At 71.8% G+C, this 22467-nt stretch carries 19 protein-coding genes and 1 tRNA gene; 9 read left to right on the top strand and 11 right to left on the bottom strand.

Features of this window, described 5'->3' with window-relative positions; genetic code table 11:
* Positions 1–44: 44 nt before the first annotated feature.
* The 6 genes from ACFWRO_RS26005 to ACFWRO_RS25980 all read right to left on the bottom strand — a co-directional run bounded on the left by ACFWRO_RS26005 (position 45) and on the right by ACFWRO_RS25980 (position 4800).
* Complete coding sequence (locus ACFWRO_RS26005) at positions 45–488, bottom strand: hypothetical protein (RefSeq protein ID WP_384513757.1); 444 nt, start codon at positions 486–488, stop codon at positions 45–47.
* 39 nt (positions 489–527) lie between these two features.
* Positions 528–1118 carry an aminoacyl-tRNA hydrolase gene (gene pth / locus ACFWRO_RS26000; RefSeq protein WP_384513756.1) on the bottom strand — a complete coding sequence of 197 codons (591 nt, stop codon included), beginning with the start codon at positions 1116–1118 and terminating at the stop codon, positions 528–530.
* A gap of 103 nt (positions 1119–1221) precedes the next feature.
* A complete protein-coding gene (locus ACFWRO_RS25995) occupies positions 1222–1818 on the bottom strand; it encodes a 50S ribosomal protein L25/general stress protein Ctc (RefSeq protein WP_384513754.1) in 597 nt (198 codons plus the stop codon).
* A gap of 249 nt (positions 1819–2067) precedes the next feature.
* Positions 2068–3042 carry a ribose-phosphate diphosphokinase gene (locus ACFWRO_RS25990; protein ID WP_384513753.1) on the bottom strand — a complete coding sequence of 325 codons (975 nt, stop codon included), beginning with the start codon at positions 3040–3042 and terminating at the stop codon, positions 2068–2070.
* A 131-nt stretch (positions 3043–3173) separates the two neighbouring features.
* Positions 3174–4619 carry a bifunctional UDP-N-acetylglucosamine diphosphorylase/glucosamine-1-phosphate N-acetyltransferase GlmU gene (glmU, locus tag ACFWRO_RS25985; RefSeq protein ID WP_384513751.1) on the bottom strand — a complete coding sequence of 482 codons (1446 nt, stop codon included), beginning with the start codon at positions 4617–4619 and terminating at the stop codon, positions 3174–3176.
* 109 nt (positions 4620–4728) lie between these two features.
* Positions 4729–4800, bottom strand: a tRNA-Gln gene (locus ACFWRO_RS25980).
* A 199-nt stretch (positions 4801–4999) separates the two neighbouring features.
* Between ACFWRO_RS25980 and ACFWRO_RS25975 the strand changes: the two genes are divergently transcribed.
* A complete protein-coding gene (locus ACFWRO_RS25975) occupies positions 5000–6325 on the top strand; it encodes a sensor histidine kinase (protein ID WP_384513749.1) in 1326 nt (441 codons plus the stop codon).
* A gap of 125 nt (positions 6326–6450) precedes the next feature.
* On the opposite strand, the gene ACFWRO_RS25970 is transcribed toward ACFWRO_RS25975, so the two are convergent.
* Entirely contained in the window at positions 6451–6942 is a 492-nt protein-coding gene (locus tag ACFWRO_RS25970) for an SUKH-3 domain-containing protein (protein WP_384513747.1), read from the bottom strand.
* 10 nt (positions 6943–6952) lie between these two features.
* Positions 6953–7462, bottom strand: coding sequence for a YwqJ-related putative deaminase (locus tag ACFWRO_RS25965; RefSeq protein WP_362427124.1), 510 nt, complete (start codon positions 7460–7462; stop codon positions 6953–6955).
* 309 nt (positions 7463–7771) lie between these two features.
* Between ACFWRO_RS25965 and ACFWRO_RS25960 the strand changes: the two genes are divergently transcribed.
* From ACFWRO_RS25960 to ACFWRO_RS25945, 4 genes are all read left to right on the top strand, one after another.
* Complete coding sequence (locus ACFWRO_RS25960) at positions 7772–8770, top strand: SMI1/KNR4 family protein (protein WP_384513745.1); 999 nt, start codon at positions 7772–7774, stop codon at positions 8768–8770.
* Between the two features lie 7 nt (positions 8771–8777).
* Positions 8778–11393 (top strand): SUKH-4 family immunity protein, encoded by a 2616-nt coding sequence (locus ACFWRO_RS25955; RefSeq protein WP_384513743.1) that lies wholly within the window; start codon positions 8778–8780, stop codon positions 11391–11393.
* Between the two features lie 148 nt (positions 11394–11541).
* Positions 11542–12492, top strand: a complete 951-nt coding sequence (locus tag ACFWRO_RS25950) for a cellulose-binding protein (RefSeq protein WP_384513741.1) — start codon at positions 11542–11544, stop codon at positions 12490–12492.
* Between the two features lie 152 nt (positions 12493–12644).
* The gene (locus ACFWRO_RS25945; RefSeq protein ID WP_384513740.1) at positions 12645–14912 is read left to right on the top strand and encodes an FG-GAP repeat domain-containing protein; all 2268 of its coding nucleotides are present in this window, start codon (positions 12645–12647) and stop codon (positions 14910–14912) included.
* A 10-nt stretch (positions 14913–14922) separates the two neighbouring features.
* On the opposite strand, the gene ACFWRO_RS25940 is transcribed toward ACFWRO_RS25945, so the two are convergent.
* Positions 14923–15411 carry an ATP-binding protein gene (locus ACFWRO_RS25940; protein WP_384513738.1) on the bottom strand — a complete coding sequence of 163 codons (489 nt, stop codon included), beginning with the start codon at positions 15409–15411 and terminating at the stop codon, positions 14923–14925.
* A gap of 103 nt (positions 15412–15514) precedes the next feature.
* On the opposite strand from ACFWRO_RS25940, the gene ACFWRO_RS25935 reads away from it, so the two are divergent.
* On the top strand, positions 15515–16375 hold the full coding sequence (locus ACFWRO_RS25935; protein ID WP_384513736.1) for a helix-turn-helix domain-containing protein: 861 nt from the start codon (positions 15515–15517) through the stop codon (positions 16373–16375).
* A complete protein-coding gene (locus ACFWRO_RS25930; RefSeq protein WP_384513735.1) occupies positions 16372–16560 on the top strand; it encodes a DUF397 domain-containing protein in 189 nt (62 codons plus the stop codon). Before ACFWRO_RS25935 ends, ACFWRO_RS25930 begins: the two co-directional genes overlap by 4 nt.
* Positions 16561–16622: 62 nt before the next feature.
* Here ACFWRO_RS25930 and ACFWRO_RS25925 read toward each other — a convergent pair whose 3' ends face one another.
* Together ACFWRO_RS25925 and ACFWRO_RS25920 are read right to left on the bottom strand one after the other, a co-directional pair.
* On the bottom strand, positions 16623–16958 hold the full coding sequence (locus tag ACFWRO_RS25925) for a hypothetical protein (RefSeq protein ID WP_384513734.1): 336 nt from the start codon (positions 16956–16958) through the stop codon (positions 16623–16625).
* 114 nt (positions 16959–17072) lie between these two features.
* Positions 17073–18674, bottom strand: a complete 1602-nt coding sequence (locus tag ACFWRO_RS25920) for an MFS transporter (RefSeq protein WP_384513732.1) — start codon at positions 18672–18674, stop codon at positions 17073–17075.
* A gap of 307 nt (positions 18675–18981) precedes the next feature.
* Here ACFWRO_RS25920 and ACFWRO_RS25915 point away from each other — a divergent pair, with 307 nt between their 5' ends.
* Entirely contained in the window at positions 18982–19770 is a 789-nt protein-coding gene (locus tag ACFWRO_RS25915; RefSeq protein ID WP_384513730.1) for an ABC transporter ATP-binding protein, read from the top strand.
* The gene (locus tag ACFWRO_RS25910; RefSeq protein ID WP_384513728.1) at positions 19767–22340 is read left to right on the top strand and encodes an ABC transporter permease; all 2574 of its coding nucleotides are present in this window, start codon (positions 19767–19769) and stop codon (positions 22338–22340) included. Before ACFWRO_RS25915 ends, ACFWRO_RS25910 begins: the two co-directional genes overlap by 4 nt.
* Positions 22341–22467: the final 127 nt, after the last annotated feature.

The following is a 22467-nucleotide window of genomic DNA, read 5'->3' as shown; positions in this document are numbered from 1 at the left end:
CGGAATCCACGGATTCCGGCAGGGGCACTGCCCGTTTATCGGCGCTAGAGCGCGAAGAAAGTCCCCACAAGCAGCACCGCGCCCACCCCCGCCATCGACCACGCCGTCCGCGTCAGTCGCAGGCCGCCGCCGACCAGCGGGGCCGCGAGGAGCAGGGCTCCGCCCAGGGGGAGCCAGGCGTGCAGGCCGCCGCCCCAGCCCGTGCGGACCGCCTCGCTCGTGCCCGGCTTCACGACCACCGGCAGCGTCTGGCCCTTGGCGGCCGCCACCGAGTGGTCGATCGTCAGGGTGGTGTGCGTCGACGGCGGACCGGACGTCACGTAACGGCCGCTGCACGTCTCCTCGTTGCAGCCGGTCACCGTCAGCGTGCCGTGCTCACGGCCCTTGGAGAGCAGGACGTGCTGCGCCGTTCCCCACGACGACCAGGCTCCCGCGACGAGGAGCAGCAGGGTGATCAGGGCCACGGCGGCGTTACGGGCGTGCGTCATGACCCGCGATCGTACAGTCGTACCGTGACGGCCCGGCCGTCAGGAGTTGTACGCCGACTGCGCGCGCTCCAGACCCTCCGCCACCAGGCACTCGACGGAGTCCGCCGCCCGGTCCACGAAGTAGTCGAGCTCCTTGCGCTCCGTCGAGGAGAAGTCCTTCAGGACGAAGTCCGCGACCTGCATCCGGCCCGGCGGACGCCCGATGCCGAACCGCACCCGGTGGTACTCCGCGGTCATCGCCTTCGTCATCGACTTCAGACCGTTGTGGCCGTTGTCGCCGCCGCCGATCTTCAGCCGCAGCACGCCGTAGTCGACGTCCAGCTCGTCGTGGATCGCCACGACGTGCGCCGTCGGCACCTTGTAGAAGTCGCGCAGCGCCGTCACAGGACCGCCCGACAGGTTCATGTACGACATCGGCTTCGCCAGGATCACCCGGCGGTTGGCGGGTCCGGGCGGGCCCATCCGGCCCTCCACGACCTGCGCCTTCCCCGCCCGCTTGAACTTGCCGCCGATGCGGTCCGCGAGCAGGTCCACCACCATGAAGCCCACGTTGTGGCGGTTGGCCGCGTACTCCGGCCCCGGGTTGCCGAGGCCGACGATCAGCCAGGGGGCGTTCGCGTCGTCCGTCATGGGGGTCTCGTCTCCTCGTGTGCGTACCGGCGTGGGAACAGAAGAAACGGGGTGACGGGCCCGAACGGCCCGTCACCCCGTCGCGTCAAGCAGAGCCTACGGCTCAGGCCTCGGCGCCCGCGGTGGCCTCGCCCTCGGCGGCCTCGGCGGCCGGCTCCTCGGCCTGCGCGGCCAGGATCTGGATGGCGACGGCGTCGGCGTCGGTCACCAGGGTGGTGCCCTTCGGCAGCGCGATGTCCTTGGCGAGGATGGAGGCACCGGCCTCCAGGCCCTCGATGGAGACCGTGACGGACTCGGGGATGTGCGTGGCCTCGGTCTCGACGGAGAGCGTGTTCAGCACGTTCTCGACGAGGAAGGTGCCCGGGGCCAGCTCACCCTCGGTCTCGATGACGACCTCGACGGTGACCTTCTCGCCACGCTTCACGAGGATCAGGTCGACGTGCTCCAGGGAGCCCTTCAGCGGGTCGCGCTGCACGGCCTTCGGGATCGCCAGCTCGTTCTTGCCCTCGAGCTCGAGGGAGAGCAGGACGTTCGGGGTACGCAGGGCGAGCAGCAGCTCGTGGCCCGGAAGCGTGATGTGGACCGGGTCGGTGCCGTGACCGTAGAGAACGCCGGGGACCCTGCCCTCGCGGCGGACGCGGCGCGCCGCACCCTTGCCGAACTCGGTACGGGTCTCGGTGGCGAGCTTCACCTCGGACATGTGCACTCCTCGTAGTAAAGGTGACGAATATGACCTGTCACCCGGCCACGACTGGCGGTGGCCTGCTACGAAGAGCGCGTCGATAACGGACCGCCGTACCACCACGGGTACGGCCTCCCTCGCCGAGCAACTACGGCAGTCTACTCGGCCATGGCCGAGCCACCCAATTGGATCACCGGGGGCGTACGAGAAGGGCCCGCTTGCCGATCAGGAAGCCTGATCAGCAAGCGGGCCCTTCGTCGAAAACTGTCAGTGCTCCTCGAAGAGGCTCGTCACCGAACCGTCCTCGAACACCTCACGCACGGCGGCGGCGATCGTCGGGGCGATCGACAGGACCGTGATCTTGTCCAGCTCGAGCGAGCTCGGCACCGGCAGCGTGTCCGTGAAGACGAACTCGCTCACCTTCGAGTTCTTCAGACGATCGGCGGCCGGCCCCGACAGGATGCCGTGCGTGGCCGTCACGATGACGTCCTCCGCGCCGTGCGCGAACAGCGCGTCGGCGGCGGCGCAGATCGTGCCACCCGTGTCCACCATGTCGTCCACCAGGACACAGACACGGCCACGGACGTCACCGACGACCTCGTGGACGGTCACCTGGTTGGCGACGTCCTTGTCACGGCGCTTGTGCACGATCGCCAGCGGCGCGTCGAGGCGGTCGCACCAGCGGTCCGCCACCCGCACACGACCCGCGTCCGGGGACACGATCGTCAGCTTCGAACGGTCCACCTTGCTGCCCACGTAGTCCGCGAGGACCGGCAGGGCCGACAGGTGGTCCACCGGGCCGTCGAAGAAGCCCTGGATCTGGTCCGTGTGCAGGTCGACCGTGAGGATCCGGTCCGCACCGGCCGTCTTCAGCATGTCGGCGACCAGACGGGCCGAGATCGGCTCACGGCCGCGGTGCTTCTTGTCCTGACGGGCGTAGCCGTACGACGGGATGATCACGGTGATGCTCCGCGCGGAAGCCCGCTTCAGAGCGTCGAGCATGATCAGCTGCTCCATGATCCACTTATTGATCGGAGCCGTGTGGCTCTGGATCAGGAAGCAGTCCGCGCCACGAGCCGACTCCTGGAAGCGAACGTAGATCTCACCGTTCGCGAAGTCGAAAGCCTTGGTCGGCACGAGGCCGACACCCAGCTGGTGCGCGACCTCCTCGGCCAGCTCGGGGTGGGCGCGGCCGGAGAAGAGCATCAGCTTCTTCTCGCCGGTCGTCTTGATCCCGGTCACAGCACTGTCTCCTCAGACGTGTCTTCTGGTCGCGATCGCCGCGCTCCCGTGCGCGTGTGCGAGCCAGCCGAATTTATGTGCACGTATCACGGTACGCCGAGTTCGACGCACCTGTTTCCGGTCAGCTTCGGTCAGCTTTCCCCGGCGGACTCCTCGGTGGCCACCTGAGCGGCCTGCGCCGCAGCGCTGCCGGGCCGCTTCCGGGCGACCCAGCCCTCGATATTCCGCTGCTGGCCACGGGCGACAGCCAGAGCACCGGCCGGCACATCCTTGGTGATCACGGACCCGGCGGCGGTGTACGCGCCGTCCCCGATCGTGACAGGCGCCACAAACATGTTGTCCGAGCCCGTCTTGCAGTGCGAACCCACCGTCGTGTGGTGCTTCGCCTCACCGTCGTAGTTCACGAACACGCTCGCCGCGCCGATGTTCGTGTACTCGCCGATCGTCGCATCGCCCACGTAGGAGAGGTGCGGGACCTTGGTGCCCTCGCCGATCGTGGCGTTCTTCATCTCCACGTACGTACCGGCCTTGGCCTTGGCCCCCAGGTTCGTCCCCGGACGCAGGTACGCGAACGGCCCGACGGAGGCGCTCTCGCCGATCACGGCGGAGTCGGCGACCGTGTTGTCCACGCGGGCGCCCTTGCCGACCGTCGTGTCCTTCAGGCGCGTGTTCGGGCCGACCTCGGCGTCCTCGGCGATGTGCGTCGCACCGAGCAGCTGCGTACCCGGGTGGATCACGGCGTCCCGCTCGAACGTCACCGTGACGTCCACGAACACCGACGCCGGGTCGACCACGGTCACACCGGCGGTCATGGCGCGCTCGAGGAGACGCTGGTTGAGCAGCGCGCGGGCCTCGGCCAGCTGCACCCGGTTGTTGATCCCCAGGATCTCCCGGTGATCGCCCGCGACGGACGCGCCCACCCGGTGACCGGCCTCGCGGAGGATCGACAGCACGTCGGTGAGGTACTCCTCGCCCTGGCTGTTGTCCGTCCGCACCTTGCCCAGCGCGTCGGCGAGCAGCCGCCCGTCGAACGCGAACACCCCGGAGTTGATCTCCCGGATCGCCCGCTGCGCGTCGGAGGCGTCCTTGTGCTCGACGATCGCGGTCACGGCGCCCGAGGCGTCCCGGACGATGCGGCCGTAGCCGGTGGAGTCCGGCACCTCGGCGGTCAGCACGGTGACGGCGTTGCCGTCGGCGGCGTGGGTGCCGGCGAGGGCGGTCAGGGTCTCCCCGGAGAGCAGCGGGGTGTCGCCGCACACGACGACGACGGTCCCGTCGGGAGCCTGCCCCAGCTCTTCGAGCCCCATGCGAACGGCGTGACCGGTGCCGTTCTGCTCGTACTGGACGGCGGTGCGGGTACCGGCGTAGTGCGCGTCGAGATGCGCGGTGACCTGCTCACGGGCGTGCCCGACGACCACGACGAGGTGCTCGGGCTCCAGCTCACGCGCGGCGGACACGACGTGTCCGACGAGGGAACGTCCGGCGATTTCGTGCAGGACCTTGGGAGTCTTCGACTTCATGCGGGTGCCCTCACCCGCTGCGAGGACGACGACGGCGGCCGGGCGGTTGGCGCTCACGGGAATGCCCTTCGGCTTCGGGTGGTGGACACCCGCAGGATACCGGGGGGTACAGGGCCGGATATGAGTGCGGGTCCTGACGCTGAAAGTCAGGACCCGGATCCAGGAGCTCCCCCGCCAGGACTCGAACCCGGACATAAGGCACCAAAAGCCTCAGTGCTGCCAATTACACCACAGGGGATGGTAACCGACTAAACCGGACATTTGGTCAGGCCGCCGGACCAGCACCCAACACTATGCCGTACCAAGCACCTTCCGTGCGACGGTGGAGATCGGCGCTCTTGGCCGCGTACGCGGTTCACGCACGCGGTTGACGTGCGGTGCTCCCGGGTCCGGCGGTCTTCGGAAAATGGCTCGCCACCGCCCGTAGGCTGGAGGGCATGACCACAACGGGGGCACACCAGGACGCGACGGGCATGACGCCCGGCGGACTGTGGTGGTGGGGGAGACGGCGCAGCGCGGTGCTCGACATCGGGCTTGCCGCCGTGTCGGCGCTGGAGTGCGCGATCGAGGGGGTCGGCTTCGCCGACAAGGCGGGGCTGCCGGTGCCCGTGGGGGTGCTGTTCGGGCTGATCGTCGGCTCGGTGCTGCTGGTGCGGCGCCGGTGGCCGATGGTCGTCGTCCTGGTCTCGATCGCGGTGACGCCCGCCGAGATGGCCTATCTGATGGGGATCGTCGGGCTGTACACGCTCGCCGCCTCCGAGGTGCCGCGCCGGATCACGGCCGCGCTCGCCGGCATGTCGACGGTCGCGGTCTTCGTCGTGACGGTGGTGATGGTGCGGCAGGACGTCGCGCAGGCCCCCGCCGGCCAGCCGGACTTCGACGCCAGTGGCTGGTACGTCCCGGTCGTCGCGGTCTTCCTGACCCTCGGGCTCAACGCGCCCCCGCTGCTGTTCGGCCTGTACATAGGGGCGCGGCGCCGGCTCATGGAGAGTCTGCGGGAGCGGGCGGACAGCCTGGAGCAGGAGCTGTCGCTGCTCGCGGACCGGGCGGAGCAGCGGGCGCAGTGGGCGCGGCAGGAGGAGCGGACGCGGATCGCGCGCGAGATGCATGACGTGGTCGCGCACCGGGTGTCGTTGATGGTGGTGCACGCGGCGGCGCTGCAGGCCGTGGCGTTGAAGGATCCGCAGAAGGCGGTGAAGAACGCGGCGCTGGTCGGTGACATGGGGCGGCAGGCGCTGACGGAGCTGCGCGAGATGTTGGGGGTGCTCCGGGAGGGCGCGGTGGCGGGGGTGTCGTCGTCCGTTCCGCTGGCGGCTGTCGGGCGGGCGGCCGCTGCCGCCGCCGAGGCCGCTTCGGAGGACGGGCCGTGTCTGGACGCCCTGGAGGAGCTGGTCGAGCAGTCGCGGCAGGCGGGCGCGGTCGTGGAGCTGACGGTCCTGGGCGAGGTGCGGGCGTACGCGGCGGAGGTCGAGCGGACGGCGTACCGCGTGGTCCAGGAGGCGCTGACGAACGTGCACAAGCACGCGGCGGGCGCCAAGGTCGTGGTCCGGCTGGCGCATCGCGAGGCGGAGGTCGCGATGCAGGTCGAGAACGGCCCTTCGGACGCGGAGGCGGCCGACGCCCATCTGCCGAGCGGGGGCAACGGTCTGGTCGGCATGCGGGAGCGTGTGATGCGGCTGGGCGGGGCGTTCGTGTCGGGCCCGACGGACGGGGGCGGGTTCAGGGTGTCGGCGGTGCTGCCGGTGGGCGAGCAGGCCGCGTAGGTCCGCCCGGAGGGCGGGCGTTGGGTATCGGATATTGGATATCGGACATTGGATCCGATGCGTGGATCCAATGCGTTGGATATTGGATCCGGTGTCCTGGATATTGGATCCGATCCCGCCCCGCGCTAGCCCGTCACCAGGCGCGTCGGCTGGGTTCCCGTGACCAGGGTCGACAGGGCCGCGTCGATGTCCCGGCCCAGGAACCAGTCGCCGGTGTGGTCCAGGCAGTACACCCGGCCCTCCAGGTCTATCGCGAGGACCGCCTGGTGCTCGCCCTCCGCTCCCAGGGGGGAGATCTCCGTGTCGAGGGCCCGTCCGAGGTCCGAGAGGGTGCGGGCCAGGTGCAGGCCGGCCAGGGGGTCGAAGTGGAGGGTGGCCGGGGCGATCTGGCGGCCGGCGCCGGGTGCGGTGACCTGGAGGCCGCCGAACTCCGCCCATGCCTCGACGGCCGCGGGGAAGACGCTGTGCCGGTGACCGCCCGGCGAGACGTGGGCGCGCAGGGCGTCGGCCCACTGTTCGGCGAGCTTTATGTCCCAGCGGCCCGGCTGCCAGCCCGCCTCGCGGAGGGCGGCGTCGACGTTGACCGGGAAGCGCGTGGTGCTCAGGTGGTCGGGCATGAAGGTGCGGTCAGCCGTTCTCGACAGTCGAGGTGGGGTCGACGGTGCGCACGCCGAAGTGGGCGAGCATCGCCGTACAGGAGCGGCAGGGGGCGGCGTAGCTGCCGTGCAGCGGGTCGCCGTCCTCGCGGATGCGGCGCGCGGTGAGTTTGGCCTGCTTGAGGGAGCGGCGCGCTTCGCTGTGGGTGAGGGGTTTGCGCTGGGCGCGCTTGGAGCGGCCGGTCTCGGTGGCGGTCAGGTGGCGGGAGAGCAGGATGGCTTCCGGGCAGCGTCCGGTGAACCGTTCGCGCTGTCCGCTGGTGAGGGTGTCCAGGAAGTCCTGGACGAGCGGGTGCAGGGCGGGTGGCCGGTCGCCCCGGCCGGCGGTGCACGTGAGGGTTTCGCCGCGTACGGAGAGCGCGGCGCCGACGGTGGGGAGGATGCCGTCGCGGCGGAAGCGCAGTAACGGGGCGCGGGTGGATTCGGTGCTGCTCCAGTTGAGGCGTGGGTCACCCTGCGTGGGCGTCGGTGTTGCGTACATAGTGCGTTCTTCCCCTCCTGCAATCCCCCCGGAGTTGCTGGAACAGAGTGCCAAATGGGACGCCTCATGTGGAAGCGGGGTACTCGAACCGGTCGTGGGTGTGTCGTAACTATCGCCAGTACGTCATCCGGTCGTGACAGTTGGTCACGGACTGTGTTCATGGGGAGAGCGTGGGACGGGTGTGGGGCGGGTGCGGGGCGTGTGTGGGGCGAGTGTCGGGCGGGTGGGGGCATCGGGCCGGGTCGTGGGCTTGTGGCACCGCATAGGCTGTGCGGAATCAGCCAGCAGCCAGCGCAGGGGGCAACCGCCATGACGACAGGTCGGCTCGGGCAGCACGCCGCGCCACCGAACGCGGCTTACGCCGGGCAGGTCGTGCACTTCCCGGACCCGGTCCGCGCCTCCCGGCATCCTAGAGGGGTGCGGGTGGACGAACACGGTTATCCGGACTTCTCGCCGTATGCCCGGGCCGCGGCGGAGATCGCCGATCCCCCCGAGGGCTTCGGCGTCGACGAGTTGCGGCTGACGGACTTCGTGTCGGCGAACGCGGCGCTCGCCGCGACCGGCCATGAGCTGTGGGACACGATTCCGCCGGTGGCGACCCCGCACGGCTGGACCTGGCACCACGTGCCGGGCAGTCGGCGGATGGAGCTGGTCCCGGTCGAGGTGAAGGCGCTGCTGCGCCACCACGGCGGGGTGGCGACGGCCGCCGTCGACCACGCCAAGCGCGGTACGCGTCCGCTCCAGGAGACCCGGCCGGCCCACTTCGGCCTCCCGAAGGGCCTGGTGTCGGTGTCCGAGCAGCAACTGCTCGGCGTGGAGGAGGACTTGGGATACCGCCTGCCGGGCGCGTACCGCTCCTTCCTGAAGGCTGCGGGCGGGTGCGCCCCGGTGGGCGCGGCGCTGGACGCGGAGTTGGGTCTCCTGATCGACCAGCCCTTCTTCACGGTCCGTGAGGAGGCGGGGGTCAATGACCTCGTCTACGTCAACAAGTGTCTGCGTGACCATCTGACCAAGGACTACCTGGGCGTCGGCTTCGTCCAGGGCGGGATCCTGGCGCTGAAGGTGAAGGGCGACCGGATCGGGACGGTGTGGTTCTGCGCGTACGACGACGCGCGGGACTCCGGCGAGGTAGCCGCCGCGTGGAGCGTGGGCGAGCGCGTGGAGCGCCTGCTGCTGCCGTGCGGCGAGGACTTCGACGCGTTCCTGCAGCGTCTCGCGGGCAATCCGCCGGAGCTGGAGACGGTGGCGAACCTGATGGTGGACGGCGGCTTCGCGCGCGCCGTACCCGTGGTCCCGGTGGGGGAGTGAACTGGCAGTGGTGACGTTCGCGCAGGCGCAGGAGCGCGCCGAGGAATGGATCAACGGTGACGTGCCGGCGTACCAGCACCGGGAGGTGCGGGTACGGGAGTTCGGGCTCGGTTTCGTCGTGTGGGCGGAGGACCGCGAGGGCGGTCCGATCTCGGACGGCGGCCGCCAGCGGCTGGTCATCGCCCGGGACAGCGGCGAGGCGACGCTGTGGCCGGGGCTGCCGGTGGGTGAGGTGATCCGGCGGTACGAGGAGGAGTACGGCGCGGTCGAGGACGAGACGGGTGCGCCGCCGGCGCCGCCGGAGCGGGTCGACCTGAACGCGACGTCGTTCCTGCTGAGCCCGCCCGAGTGGCTGCAGGACGCGGCGGACAAGCTGGGCCTGCCGCCGAAGGGGCCGAACGCGTCCCAGGCGGGCGGGAGTTCGTCCACCCCGGAGGTCACGGGTGGGGCTACGGGGGACGGTTCGCCGTCGCCCGAGCCGGTCACTGACGCGTCGGAGGGGCGGTCGGTCGACTACGAGCCGACGGCTTCCGACGGGGTGCCCGCGGAGGCGCCTGCCGAGAGGCCCGCTCAGACACCTGCCGAGAAGCCCTCCGAGAGGCCTGCGGCCCCGGTGGCCAGCAGCCCGTGGGCGGACGCCAACGCCAGTTCGGGCGGTGCGGACGGCTCCGTACCGCTGCCGGCGACCGTCTTCGCGCCGCCGCTCTCGGGCGCGGACGACGACGACACGCCGCTGCCGATCGTGGGCGCGGACGCCCCGACGGCCCTGATGGCGGGCGGCAGCGCGCTCCCGCCGACGGCGATCGCCCAGGCCCTCGACCCGAAGGCCCCGCCGCCGGCGGGCGCCGAGGCGCCGTTCCGGCCGGGTGTTCCGGGAGTGCCGAGTGCTCCGGGAGCGCCGGGTGGCTCGCTCGGGTCCGGTGTTCCGGTTCCGCCCGGTCCGCCGACGCCCGCGCCGGGTCCCGTCGCGCCCGCTCCCACGCCGCCGCCCGCGCCGGGTGCGCCTGGCGCCGGGGACATCGCGGACGCCGCGACCAGCAAGGCCGCGGTTCCGCCGCGCGGTGCGCGCGGGGGCGGGGGGAGCACGCCTCCGCCGCCGCAGGCGCCGGGGGTTCCCGGTGCGCCCGCGGGTGGTTACGTACGGACGCAGTTGGTGTCGCAGCTCGGTCCCGACGGCCCCCTGCCCCCCGGCCCGCCCGGAGCGCCCACGCCCCCCGGTCCCCCCGGAGCGCCCACGCCCGCGCAGCCCGTGCACCAGGCCGCGACCATGCTCGCGCACCCCAGTCAGGGCGGGCCCGGTGCTCCGCTGCCCCCGCCCGCGCCGCCGGGCATGCCCGGTGCGCCCGGTGCCCCCGGCGTGCCCGGTGGGTCCGACGGTGCCGGTGCCGGGGTCGCGTACGCGGCGACGATGCTCGCGCACCCCGGTCCCGGCGGGATCGCCCCGCCCGGACCCCCCGGCGCCCCCGGCGCTCCTGGTGCGCCCGGTGCGCCCGGTGGCCCCGGGACTCCGCCCGGTGGGGTGCACCACGCGGCGACGATGTTCGCGCAGCCGGGCCCGGGTGGGCCGCCGGCTCCGCCGGGGCCGCCGCCGTCCGTGCAGGGCGCGCCGCCGGCGCCGCCCGCGTACGGGTACCCGCAGCAGCCGCCCGGTCAGCCGACCGTCGGCCCCGGCTACCAGGCCGTGCTGCGCTACCGCGCGCCCGACGGTTCCGAGGCGCAGATCATCCGGCGGTCCGCTCCCGGCACCCCGCACCCCGAGTGGCAGATCCTGCACGAGCTGCGCGCGATGAACGTGCCGCCGCAGCAGGTCCTTGAGCTGCACACGGAGTTGGAGTCCTGCGAGCTGCCGGGTGGTTACTGCGCCCGGATGATCCGGGAGACCTGGCCGCAGGCGCGGATCACCAACATCGCGCCGTACGGCAGGGATCACGCGGGCCGTCAGCAGGGCATGCGGCAACTCATCACCCATCAGGGCGAGTTGCACCAGGTCGCGGACGGTCCGGCCCGGCCCGCGCCGGTGCGGGCTCCGCTGCCGCAGGTGCAGCCGGCGCCGCCGATCCCGCCGGACGGGATCGCGCAGGAGATGGCGGGTGCCTTCGGGCCCGGCATCTGCCGGTTCGACCAGCGGGCGGTGTCGCGCCAGGGCGTCCCCGAGGTCGTGGCGCTGACGCTCGTATGGGCGGGGCTTCCGGCCGATTTCGGGCCGTTCTTCTGGGCGCAGCCGGCCCAGCCGGTGGTGCCGACGCTCGCGGAGCTCGCGGCGCAGCGGCAGATCCAGCCGGCGTCGGACGCGGGCTCGTACCTCGTGATCGGTTCGGACTTCGGGCGGGCGATCTGCGTCCAGTACGGGACCGCGCACATCGTCGCCGTACCGGTCGAGGCCGGTCCGGGTGGTGGGCCGATGCCGCCGCAGTTCGTGAACAGCGGGCTGCCGGAGTTCGCCCGGTCCATGGCGCTGCTCGGGCGGATGTGGCGGCTGCGGTTCGGGCTCAACCCGGAGCAGGCGGGCCGCTGGACGGTCGACTTCCAGGCGCAGTTGGCGATGCTGGACCCGGCGGCGCTCGCGTCGCCGGAGAACTGGTGGTCGGTGCTCCTGGAGCAGATGTGGGACGGCCTGCTGTAGGGCACCTGTAGGGCCACTTGTAGGCCATATGTGACGAAAGGCGCCCGGTGTGAATGACACGTCGGGCGCCTTTTGTCGTGCCTGATGACGCATCCTTGGCATTTGAGGCAGTAGGCCCATTACAGCCATTACGGAAGGGGCGTCAGGGATGGACTTCGCCGTCGGACGGGGCCGCGGATACCGCCCCGAGCAGGTCGACCGTCACCTCGCCGCGCTCTCCGGGGATCGCGACGCGGCGTGGGAGCGGGCGGCCAGGCTGACGGTCCTCGCGAAGGAGATGGGGGCGGACGCGGCCCGGCTGCGGGCGGAGGTCGAGGCGCTGGCGCCGCAGCGGTACGAGTCGCTGGGCGAGGGGGCGCGGAAGATCCTGGAACTCGCGGAGGCGGAGGACGAGCGTCTCGTACGGGACGCGGAGGCCGAGGCGCAGTCCCTCGCGGAGGCGGCCGAGGAGGCGGCGGGCGCGGCGACGGAGGCGGCCCGGGCGTACGCGGATGCCGTACGGGCGGAGGCGGAGGACACCGCCGGCGCGGCCCTCGAGGCGGCGGGCGCGGAGTCGGACGCGCTGCGCGCGGCGGCCCGCGAGGAGGCGGGGGAGCGCCGGGCGCGGGCGCGGGAGGCGTTCGAGGACACGGTCCGCAGGGCGTCGGCGCTGCTCGAGTCCCAGCGGGCTCAGCAGGCGGTCGTACGGGAGAAGGCCGAGCACACGGCGTCGTCCCGGGCGGCCGGCCTGGACGCCCACCACGAGCACCTCGTGGCCGCCGCGCACGCCCGGCTCGCGGAGACCGAACGCGCCCTCGCGCGGGCGGAGGAACAGACCAGGCACGAGCAGGAGGACGCGGAGGCCCGGGCGGCCGAACTCCTCGCCGAGGCGCGGGCGCACGGCGAACGGACCGAAAGGGCCACGGAGCGCGTGCTGCGGGAGCACGAGGAGAGCCGGGAGGAGATCCACTCCCACATGGAACACATCCGCACCTCGCTGGCGGGGCTGACGGGGAGGGTGGGCGGGAACCCCGCACAGGAGGAGTCGGCGCCCGGACCGGAGCAGGGACCGGAGCAGGTACCGGAACAGGGACCGGAGACGGAGACGGGCGACCGGTAACAGGGCGGCCAGGGACCGCCACAGGGAATCGGATCCTGCGCCGACCCCTGGGACGACACCGCGGCCGGCCGCCCGACGATCCCCCGTCCCGGGCCTCCGGGGGGCGAGGCGAGCGGGCACGTTAGCCTCCCTCCTTTAGGGGAGGGAAGTACTTGAAGCACGTACGCATACCCGGCCGCCGTCTCGCGGCCGTCGCTGTCACCGTCGTCCTCGCCGCCACGGGCGGCACGCTCACCGCACTCCCGGCCGTGGCCGCGCCGGCCGCCACCAAGGAGGACCCGCAGCAGACCACTGTGGCGTTCCCGCTCAACGCGGACGTCGTCGGCGCGGGGCCGAGCGGCTTCCTGTCGAAGACCCGCGGCAACGCGGCCGAGTTCCGCTGGACCCGGTACGCGGACGGCTCGTCGACCGTGCTGCCCGGCGCCGCCGCCGCCGGTGGCGGGGCGGACCTCGTCGTCACCGGCAACCGGGCTCTGCTGTCCGTCAGTTCGGTGATCCGGATCCACGACGTGTCGAAACCCGCCGTGACGTCGGTGGAGATCGACCTCGACGCGCTCGGCGACTACGACTACTCGGGTCTGGCCGGCGACACCCTGCTCCTCGGGAAGTACGAGGGCGGCTACCAGGTGCAGTACGCCGCCACGCTCGACGAGGCCGTGCTCGCCGGCGGCACGCCGAAGCTCCGCAAGCTGGTCGGCGGGCCCCTCATCGACTGCGACGCGGCCGATGAGGCATGGACCGATACCGCCTCCGCGCTCTACGACTGCCGGATCGGCGAGACCCGGGGGTCCGCCAAGATCCACGTCGATCTCGCCACGGGGGCGAACTCCTGGCATGTCCAGGGAAGGGACCAGTGGGCCTGGGACGGCGCCGTCTCCGCCACACACGTGGCCTGGCGCGAGGCGCGGCTGGGGGGCGACGGGATCGTCGCCTTCAGACGTGGCGGGGCCGAGCGGTGGATCGCGGACGCCGAAGCCGATGTGCAGGACCCGCTGTACCTGGTCGGCGGCTGGGTGGCGACCGGCCAGAAGGCCCACATCGACGCGTCCACCTATCTCGACGGCGCGGCGAACCCGACGAAGCGGCCGTTCACCGTTCGGTCGATCGAGACCGGGGAGAAGGCCGTCCTCCTCACCGCGTTCTCCTCCGCCGTCGCCGGACCCGACGGCACCGTCCTGGTGCGCGGCGGCACCCCCGAGCAGGGCGAGGGCCTCTACCGGATCTCGCCGCGCGCCGACGGCGGAAAGCCGGACGTCGAACGGGTCGCGTCCACCGGGCAGTCGACCGTCGTCACCCTCACCGGATCCGCCACCCCGACCACGCTCACCGGCGACCAGGTCGCGCGCGGGGTCGACTTCGGCTGGGACCTGTCCCGGGCGGACAGCAAGGTGTGGCTGACCCTGACCCACGTCCGCAGCGGGACGACGGTGTCCGAACGGTTGTCCGTCCCGAACGGCGCCGCCGCCGGGACACCGAGCCGGATCACCTGGCACTGGGACGGCAAGGACCTGGAGGGCCGGGACTGGGGGAGCCCCGCCGCCAACGGCGCGTACGAGTGGCAGCTCACCGCCCGCCCGGACGAGGGCATCGGCCCCGAGCTGGTCTCCACCGGCCGGTTCACCGTGACCCGGCCCGCCGCTCCGCACGACTACAACGACGACGGTACGGCCGACCTCCTCGTCCGGGACGCCGACGGTGTGCTGTGGCGCTTCGGTACCCGGCCCACCGCGCCGGGCGGATCGCTGACGGACACCGGCGCCCACCGGGTCGGCGGCGGCTGGGGGACCTACGACCGGCTCGCGTCCGTCGGGAACGTGGCGGGGGGTTCCGAGCCCGACAGCGTCGCCCGCGACCGCTCCGGCGCGCTCTGGCTGTACCGGGGCACCGGCGACCGGAACGCGCCGCTCGCCGGCCGGACGTTGATCGGCGGCGGTTGGCAGGTCTACGACCGGATCACCGGCGGCAGCGATGTCACCGGCGACGGGCGGTCCGACGTCCTCGCCTCCGACAAGTCCGGTGCTCTGTGGCTCTATCCGGGTACCGGGAACGCCAACGCCCCCTTCTCCGCCCGCAAGAAGATCGGCGGCGGCTGGGGGATCTACAACGAGGTCACTGCCGTCGGCGACCTCGCCGGCGCTCCTGCCGGAGACCTCCTCGCCCGCGACAAGGCCGGGGTGCTCTGGCTGTACCTCGGCAAGGGCGACGGCACCTTCGCCGCCCCTACCCGGATCGGTTCCGGCTGGGGTGGCTTCACCGGGCTCACCGCCGTCGGTGACGCCAACGGCGACGGACGCGCCGACCTCGTCGCCTGGAACGGTGACGAGACCTTCTACGCGGGTACGGGCGACTGGCGGGCCCCCTTCAAGCCGGGCGCCCGGGTGAGCCTGACCCAGGACTCGTCCTACGGCACCGTCTTCTAGCCGCTGCCCCTCAGGTGAGGGCGCACTCCGCCCACACCGTCTTTCCCGGCGCCCCGACCCTCGGGCACCAGCCCCAGCGGTCGGCGAGCGCGTCGACGAGCAGCAACCCCCGGCCCCCGTTGATGAGTTCCGGACGGGGACCGGGGAGCTGTCCGGGCCGGGGCGGTACGCGCTCGGCGCGGGTGTCGCTCACCTCGATCCGCGCGACGGGCCGGGGCCTCTCCGTGACGCGGAGCGAGAGGTGGAAGTCCCGCCCCGGCACGTGCCCGTGCCGTACGGCGTTCGTCGCCAGCTCGGCGGCGACCAGAACGACGGTGTCGTGCGCCCCGCTCCCGTACGGGACACCCCACTCGTCCAGCCGGACGGCGACAAGGCGCCGGGCGAGCCGGGCGCCACGGGCGGTCGAGCTGAACCGCAGGGCGAAGACCCTGCCACCCAAGTAAGGCGAGTCACCGGAGAGTTGAGTGGTGCCGGTGGGGCTGAGGTTGTTACTCGTCATGCCTCCCAAGCTCCTCCTGGTCGCGTAGCGTGACCAGGGGTGACGCACCGACGCGACTGCCTTGTACGCGGCGTGTCGGTGCAGGTACGAGAGGCGGGGTGCGATGGCGGAGGAGCAGGCGGAGCCCGAGGCTGATGAGGCGGAGGGCGCCCAGGCGGCGGACAAGTCCGGGCGGGGGGTGGTGGCCGCGTTCGGGCAGAGCCTGAAGACGCTGAGGACGCGGGCGGGGATGGAGCGGGAGGAGTTCGGCAAACGGCTGGGCTACTCGGCCTCCACCATCGCGTCGTTCGAACAGGGTCGGAGGATCCCGCCGCCGCGCGCGATCGACCGGTCGGATGAAGTGCTGGATGCGGACGGGCTGTTGCGGGTGTGGAAGGACCAGCTGGAGAAGGCGCAGTACCCGGCGTTCTTCCAGGGGATGGCGCAGCTGGAGAAGCGAGCGATAGAGCTGCTGGCGTACGACACCCTGGTGGTCAACGGCCTGCTCCAGACCGAGGAGTACACGCGGGCGCTGCTGAGTAATCGGCGCCCGCCGCTCGACGCGGAGACCATCGAGCAACGCGTGACCGCCCGACTGGCCCGACAGGACATCCTCGACAGGCGCCCCGCACCTCTGTTGAGCTTCGTCATGTGCGAATCGGTGCTGCGACGGAAGTTCGGTGGCAAGGAAGTGCTGCGCGGGCAGCTGGAACAGCTGCTCCTCATCGGCCAGCGGAGGAACGTCGAGCTCCAGGTCATGCCGCTCGACTGCGAAGAAAGCGCGGGTGTGGACGGGCCGTTCACAGTCGTCACCCGCGAGGACGGCAAGCGGTTCGTCTACGCCGAAGTCCAGGGCAACGGCGCCTTGGAGACCGACCCTAAACAGGGCGTTCTCGCCGCCGCTCTCTATGGGATCATCCGGTCGCAGGCTCTCACCCCGCGAGAGTCGCTGGCGTTCATCGAGAAGTTGCTAGGAGAGCTATGAACAGCAATGAATCCCTCGCCTGGTTCAAGAGCAGCTACAGCGGCGCTGAGGGCGGCCAGTGTGTCGAGGTCGCGGCGGGCGCGGGAGCCGTGCACGTCCGTGACTCCAAGGACGTGGCCCGGCCGGCCCTCCGAGTCTCGCGCGACGCGTGGGCGGGGTTCGTCGGGCTCGCCTCGGCGGAGTAGTACAACCGCCGCTTGTACGCGAGAGAGCCCTGCCGTCCGAGCCGGACGGCAGGGCTCTTCGGCTAGGCCACCCAGATCACGAGGCCGACCGCGATCGAGCACATCGCGAGACCGGTGACGAGCGCGCGGGCCGGGACGGACAGGCGGCGGACGGGGGGCGTGCGGAGCAGGATGACCGGTACGGCCGCGATGGCGAGGCATATCGGCGCCCAGTGGAGCGGGATCCCCTCGGTCGGCCCCGTGTCCGCCGTCGCCCACAGCGCCAGGAACCCCAGACCCGAGAGCAGCAAGAGGGCGACCGCCCACAGCGCGGCCGCCACCACGGCGACGCCGGTCCCGCGAGGGGACGGCGTCGGGCGGGCGGGGCCGTAGAGCGTCGCGTACGTGTCGGGGTTCATGGCCGGTTCCATTTCCTTCGGATGGGGTGACCTCATCGTCGAGGCCGGGGCGCCGTCCGGGCATGGGCGCGACTGCTCATCTCCGGGCGGGCACGTACTCAGGCCGGACAGGCCCTAGTCCTCCTCCTTCAGGACCGGGAACCGGCGTGGCGCGAGGGTGAGCAGGACCAGGAGGGCCAGGGCCGCCGCCCCCGCCGCACCCAGGTAGACGTAGTCGACGGCCGCGTCGACCGCGCGGCGGAGGGCGTCGTCGGCGTGGTCGAGGGCGTAGGCGAGGCTGTCCAGGTCGGCGTCGGCGCCGAGGCGGGAGGCGAGGACGCCGTTGGCGATCGCGCCGAAGAGGGCGGCGCCCACGCTCTGGCCGACCTGGCGGCAGAAGAGGACGGACGCGGTCGTCGTGCCGCGCTCCTCGTAGGGGACGGTCGACTGGACCCCGACGATGAGCGGGAGTTGGAAGAGGCCGAGCGCGCCGCCGAGCAGGAACATCAGCAGGGCCGGCTGCCAGGGTTCCCCGGGGAAGGGCAGGAAGGGGAAGGCGAGCAGGACGAGCAGGGCGAGGGTGATGCCGATGACCGCGGTGAGGCGGAAGCCGATGCGGTTGTAGACCCGGTTGGAGAAGGCGGCCGAGATGGGCCAGCTGAGCGTCATCGCGGAGAGGACGAAGCCGGCGGCTATCGGGCCGAGGCCGAGGACGGCCTGGGCGTAGGTGGGCAGGAAGACGGTCGGGGCGACCATCAGCAGGCCGAGCGCGCCGAGGGCCAGGTTGACGGCGGAGATCGTGCGGCGGCGCCAGATCCAGCCGGGGATGATCGGTTCGGCGGCGCGGCGCTCCACGAGGACGGTCACTCCGGCGAGGGCGAGCGCGCCCGCGAAGAGGCCGAGGGAGGGCGTGGAGAGCCAGGGCCAGGCGACGCCGCCCTGGACGAGGGCGGTGAGCAGGAGGGTTCCGGTCGCGAAGATGGCGAGCGCGCCGGCCCAGTCGACGGACACCTTCCGGCGCTTCGGGGGCGAGCCCTCGCCGCCGCCCGCCGCCCCGCCGTCTGCCGCCCCGCCGTCTGCCGCCCCGCCGTCTGCCGCCCCGCCGTCCGCTGCCCCGGCGCCCGCCCGGTCCGGTTCCACCAAGTACCGGGCGATCAGCCACAGCGCCACCAGGCCCACCGGCAGGTTGATCAGGAAGATCCAGCGCCAGTCCGCGTACCCGGCGAGGAGGCCGCCCGCCGCCGGGCCCGCGATCGAGGCCGTCGCCCAGACCGAGGAGAGCTTCGCCTGGATCTTCGGGCGCTCCTTCAGCGGGTAGAGGTCCGCCGCGATGGTCTGGATCGTGCCCTGGAGCGCGCCGCCGCCGAGGCCCTGGACGACGCGGAAGGCGATCAGCGAGCCCATGTTCCAGGCGGCCGCGCACAGGAGGGAGCCGATGAGGAAGAGGATCGTTCCGGCGATCAGGACCGGCTTGCGGCCGAAGGTGTCGCAGAGCTTTCCGTACACCGGCAGGGTGACCGTGACGGCGAGCAGGTAGCCGGAGAAGAGCCAGGAGAAGACGGAGAGGCCGCCGAGGTCACCGACGATCTGCGGGACGGCGGTCGAGACGACGGTGCCGTCGAGCGCGGCCAGCGCCATCCCCAGCATCAGCGCCGCGACGACCGGGCCGCGCCCGCGCGGGGTCGTCGTCGGTGCCGCGGTCTGCCGCGTGGTCGTGCGTGACACCCGGCCCTCCATCCGATGGGTCGTACATCTAAATCCGTCGCACCAGCCTCCCACTCGAACCGTGGGTGGAGAACCCCTAGGGGTCTCTCCCCCCTAGAGGCCAGGGGCGGTTCGTTCCGGCGGAGGAGGAGGACGGGCGCGCCCGTCCTTACCTTGGTCTTACGGATAACCCCAGGGCGAAGAGTGCGACAGGCACCAGTGATTCATCGCCCCGCTTCTCACAGACTCGGACACGGACTCGGACACGCGAGCCGGATCCACCCTCACCACTTCAGCCCGGGCGACCGCCAGGCACCCGTCCAGACATAGGAGACATACCGTGACTTCGGCTGTGACCATCCCCCAACTCGGGGACACCGCAGGGCGTACGGCCGTCGCCGCGCGGGCGCGGCAGGTCGTCAAGGCGTACGGTGCCGGTGAGACGCGAGTCGTCGCCCTCGACCATGTGGACGTGGACATCGCCCGCGGGCGGTTCACCGCGATCATGGGCCCTTCGGGCTCCGGCAAGTCGACCCTGATGCACTGCCTCGCCGGGCTCGACACCGTCACCAGCGGCCAGATCTACCTGGACGAGACCGAGATCACCGGCCTGAAGGACAAGCGGCTCACCCAGCTGCGCCGGGACCGGATCGGCTTCATCTTCCAGGCGTTCAACCTGCTGCCGACGCTCAACGCCCTTGAGAACATCACCCTGCCCATGGACATCGCCGGGCGGAAGGCGGACCAGGCCTGGCTCGACCGGGTCGTCTCCACCGTCGGGCTCGCCGACCGGCTCAAGCACCGGCCCACGCAGCTCTCCGGCGGCCAGCAGCAGCGCGTCGCCGTCGCCCGCGCGCTCGCCGCGCGCCCCGAGATCATCTTCGGGGACGAGCCGACCGGCAACCTCGACTCCCGCGCCGGGGCCGAAGTCCTCGGCTTCCTGCGGCAGTCGGTGGACGAGCTGGGCCAGACCATCGTGATGGTCACCCACGACCCCGTGGCCGCCAGCCACGCCGACCGGGTCCTCTACCTCGCGGACGGCCGGATCGTGGACGAGATGCACCGACCCACCGCCGAGGCCGTCCTCGACCGGATGAAGGACTTCGACGCCCGGGGGCGCACGTCATGACCGTCCTCAAGACCTCCCTGCGCAACTTCCTCGCGCACAAGGGCCGCATGGCGCTCTCCGCAGTCGCCGTCCTGCTCTCCGTGGCGTTCGTGAGCGGCACGCTCGTCTTCACGGACACCATGAACACCACGTTCGACAAGCTCTTCTCGGCGACCGCCGCCGATGTGACCGTCAGCCCGAAGAACGCGGCGACCGACGACGAGATCCCGCAGTCCGGCCGCCCCGAGACGCTGCCGGCCTCGGCCGTCGGCAAGGTCGCCGCGGTGGAGGGCGTCAAGTCCGCCGAGGGCAAGGTCATCTCGATGAGCGTGACCGTCGCCGACGCGAAGAACAACAACCTCGGCTCCTCCAGCGGCGCCCCGACCATCGCCGTCAACTGGAGCCCCAGGGAACTGAGTTCCATGGAGATCACCTCCGGTCACGCCCCGCGCGGGCCGACCGAGGCGCTCCTGGACGCCGGTACGGCCGAGAAGCACAAGCTGAAGATCGGCGACGAGCTGCGCACGATCGCGGTGACCGGTGACTTCACCACCCGTATCTCCGGCATCGCGGACTTCAAGGTCACCAACCCCGGTGCCACCGTCGTCTACTTCGACACCGCCACCGCGCAGCGCCACCTCCTCGGCAAGAGCGACGCGTTCACGAACATCGAGGTGACGGCCGCGTCCGGCGTCAGCCACGAGCAGCTGAAGAAGAACATCGCCGCCACGGCGGGCGGTGAGTACAAGCTGCTGACGCAGGCGGAGTCCGCCGACGAGGGGCGCAAGGACGTCGAGGGCTTCCTCACCCCGATGAAGTACGCGATGCTCGGCTTCGCCGGGATCGCCCTGCTCGTCGGCATCTTCCTCATCGTCAACACCTTCTCCATGCTGGTCGCCCAGCGCACCCGCGAGATCGGCCTGATGCGGGCCATCGGTTCCAGCCGCAGCCAGATCAACCGCTCCGTGCTCGTCGAGGCGCTGCTCCTCGGTGTGGTCGGCTCGATCACGGGCGTCGCGGCGGGCGTCGGGGTCGCGGTCGGTCTGATGGAGCTGATGTCCGCGATGGGCATGGAGCTGTCCACCGAGGACCTGACCGTGAAGTGGACGACCCCCGCCGTCGGTCTCGTCCTCGGCGTGGTCGTCACCGTCCTCGCCGCGTACATCCCGGCCCGCCGGGCCGGCAAGGTCTCCCCGATGGCCGCCCTGCGCGACGCGGGCACCCCGGCCGACGGCCGGGCCGGGCGGGTCAGGGGCGGGCTCGGCCTGCTCCTCACGCTGGGCGGCGCGGCCGCCCTGTGGGCGGCGACGCGCGCGGAGGAGGCCGGTCCCGGCTCGCTCTGGCTCGGTGTCGGTGTCGTGCTCTCCCTCGTCGGCTTCATCGTCGTCGGGCCGCTGCTCGCCGGCGGGGTCGTGCGGGTCCTGGGCGCCGTCGTCCTGCGGGTCTTCGGCCCGGTGGGGCGGATGGCCGAGCGGAACGCGCTGCGCAACCCGCGCCGTACGGGAGCGACAGGCGCCGCCCTGATGATCGGGCTCGCGCTTGTGGCGTGCCTGTCGGTGGTGGGCTCGTCGATGGTGGCCTCGGCCACCGACGAACTGGACCGCTCGGTGGGCGCGGACTTCATCGTGCAGTCCGCGAACGGGCAGCCGATCGTGCCGCAGGCGCAGGCGGCCCTTGAGAAGACGCCGGGCCTGGACCACGTGACGGAGTACAAGTGGGTCGAGGCGACGGTCACCGACCCGGCGGGCAAGACGGTGGAGAAGGGTGTCGTCGCCGCCGATCCGTCGTACGCGAAGGACCTGCGGCGCGACACGACGGCCGGTGAGCTGACCGCCGCGTACGGCGCGAACGCGATGTCGGTGGGCAGCGACTACGCGACCGAGCACGGCGTGAAGGTCGGCGACGAGCTGACCGTCGCGTTCAAGGGCGGCGAGCGCGCGAAGCTGAAGATCGCGGCGATCACCTCGGACGAGAACAACGTCGACAAGGGCGTGATGTACACCAACATCACGACGGCGGCGCGGTACGTGCCGGCCGAGAAGATACCCCAGAGCATGATCATGTTCGCGACGGCGCAGGACGGCAAGGAGACGGAGGCGTACACGGCGCTGAAGGACGCGCTGGCGGCGTATCCGCAGTACAAGGTGCAGAACCAGGCCGACTACAAGCAGGACCTGAAGGACCAGGTCGGCCAGCTGCTCAACATCGTGTACGGCCTGCTGGCGCTCGCGATCATCGTCGCGGTGCTCGGTGTGGTGAACACGCTGGCGCTTTCGGTGGTGGAGCGGACCCGGGAGATCGGCCTGATGCGGGCGATCGGCCTCTCGCGCCGCCAGCTGCGCCGCATGATCCGCCTGGAGTCGGTGGTCATCGCGCTCTTCGGCGCCCTGCTGGGCCTGGCCCTGGGCATGGGCTGGGGTACCTCGGCCCAGAAGCTCCTGGCCCTGGAGGGCCTGGGCGTCCTGGAGATCCCCTGGCCGACGATCCTGACGGTCTTCGTCGCCTCGGCCTTCGTGGGCCTCTTCGCGGCCCTGGTCCCGGCGTTCCGCGCGGGCCGGATGAACGTCCTGAACGCGATCGCGAGCGAGTAGCGCGGTACGCGGACGGGCGGCGGTACGGGGGTACGGACGGCCCCGGTGGGTTTCCACCGGGGCCGTAAGCCTGTCCCGGAGGGCGTCCTCCACCTGGTGACCGGGTTGCCCTCACCCAGGCGAGTGA

Source organism: Streptomyces sp. NPDC058579 (genome assembly GCF_042718575.1).
GTDB lineage: Bacteria > Actinomycetota > Actinomycetes > Streptomycetales > Streptomycetaceae > Streptomyces.
The sequence above is the reverse complement of the archived record's forward strand: the minus strand, read 5'-3'. Positions and strand labels throughout refer to the sequence as shown.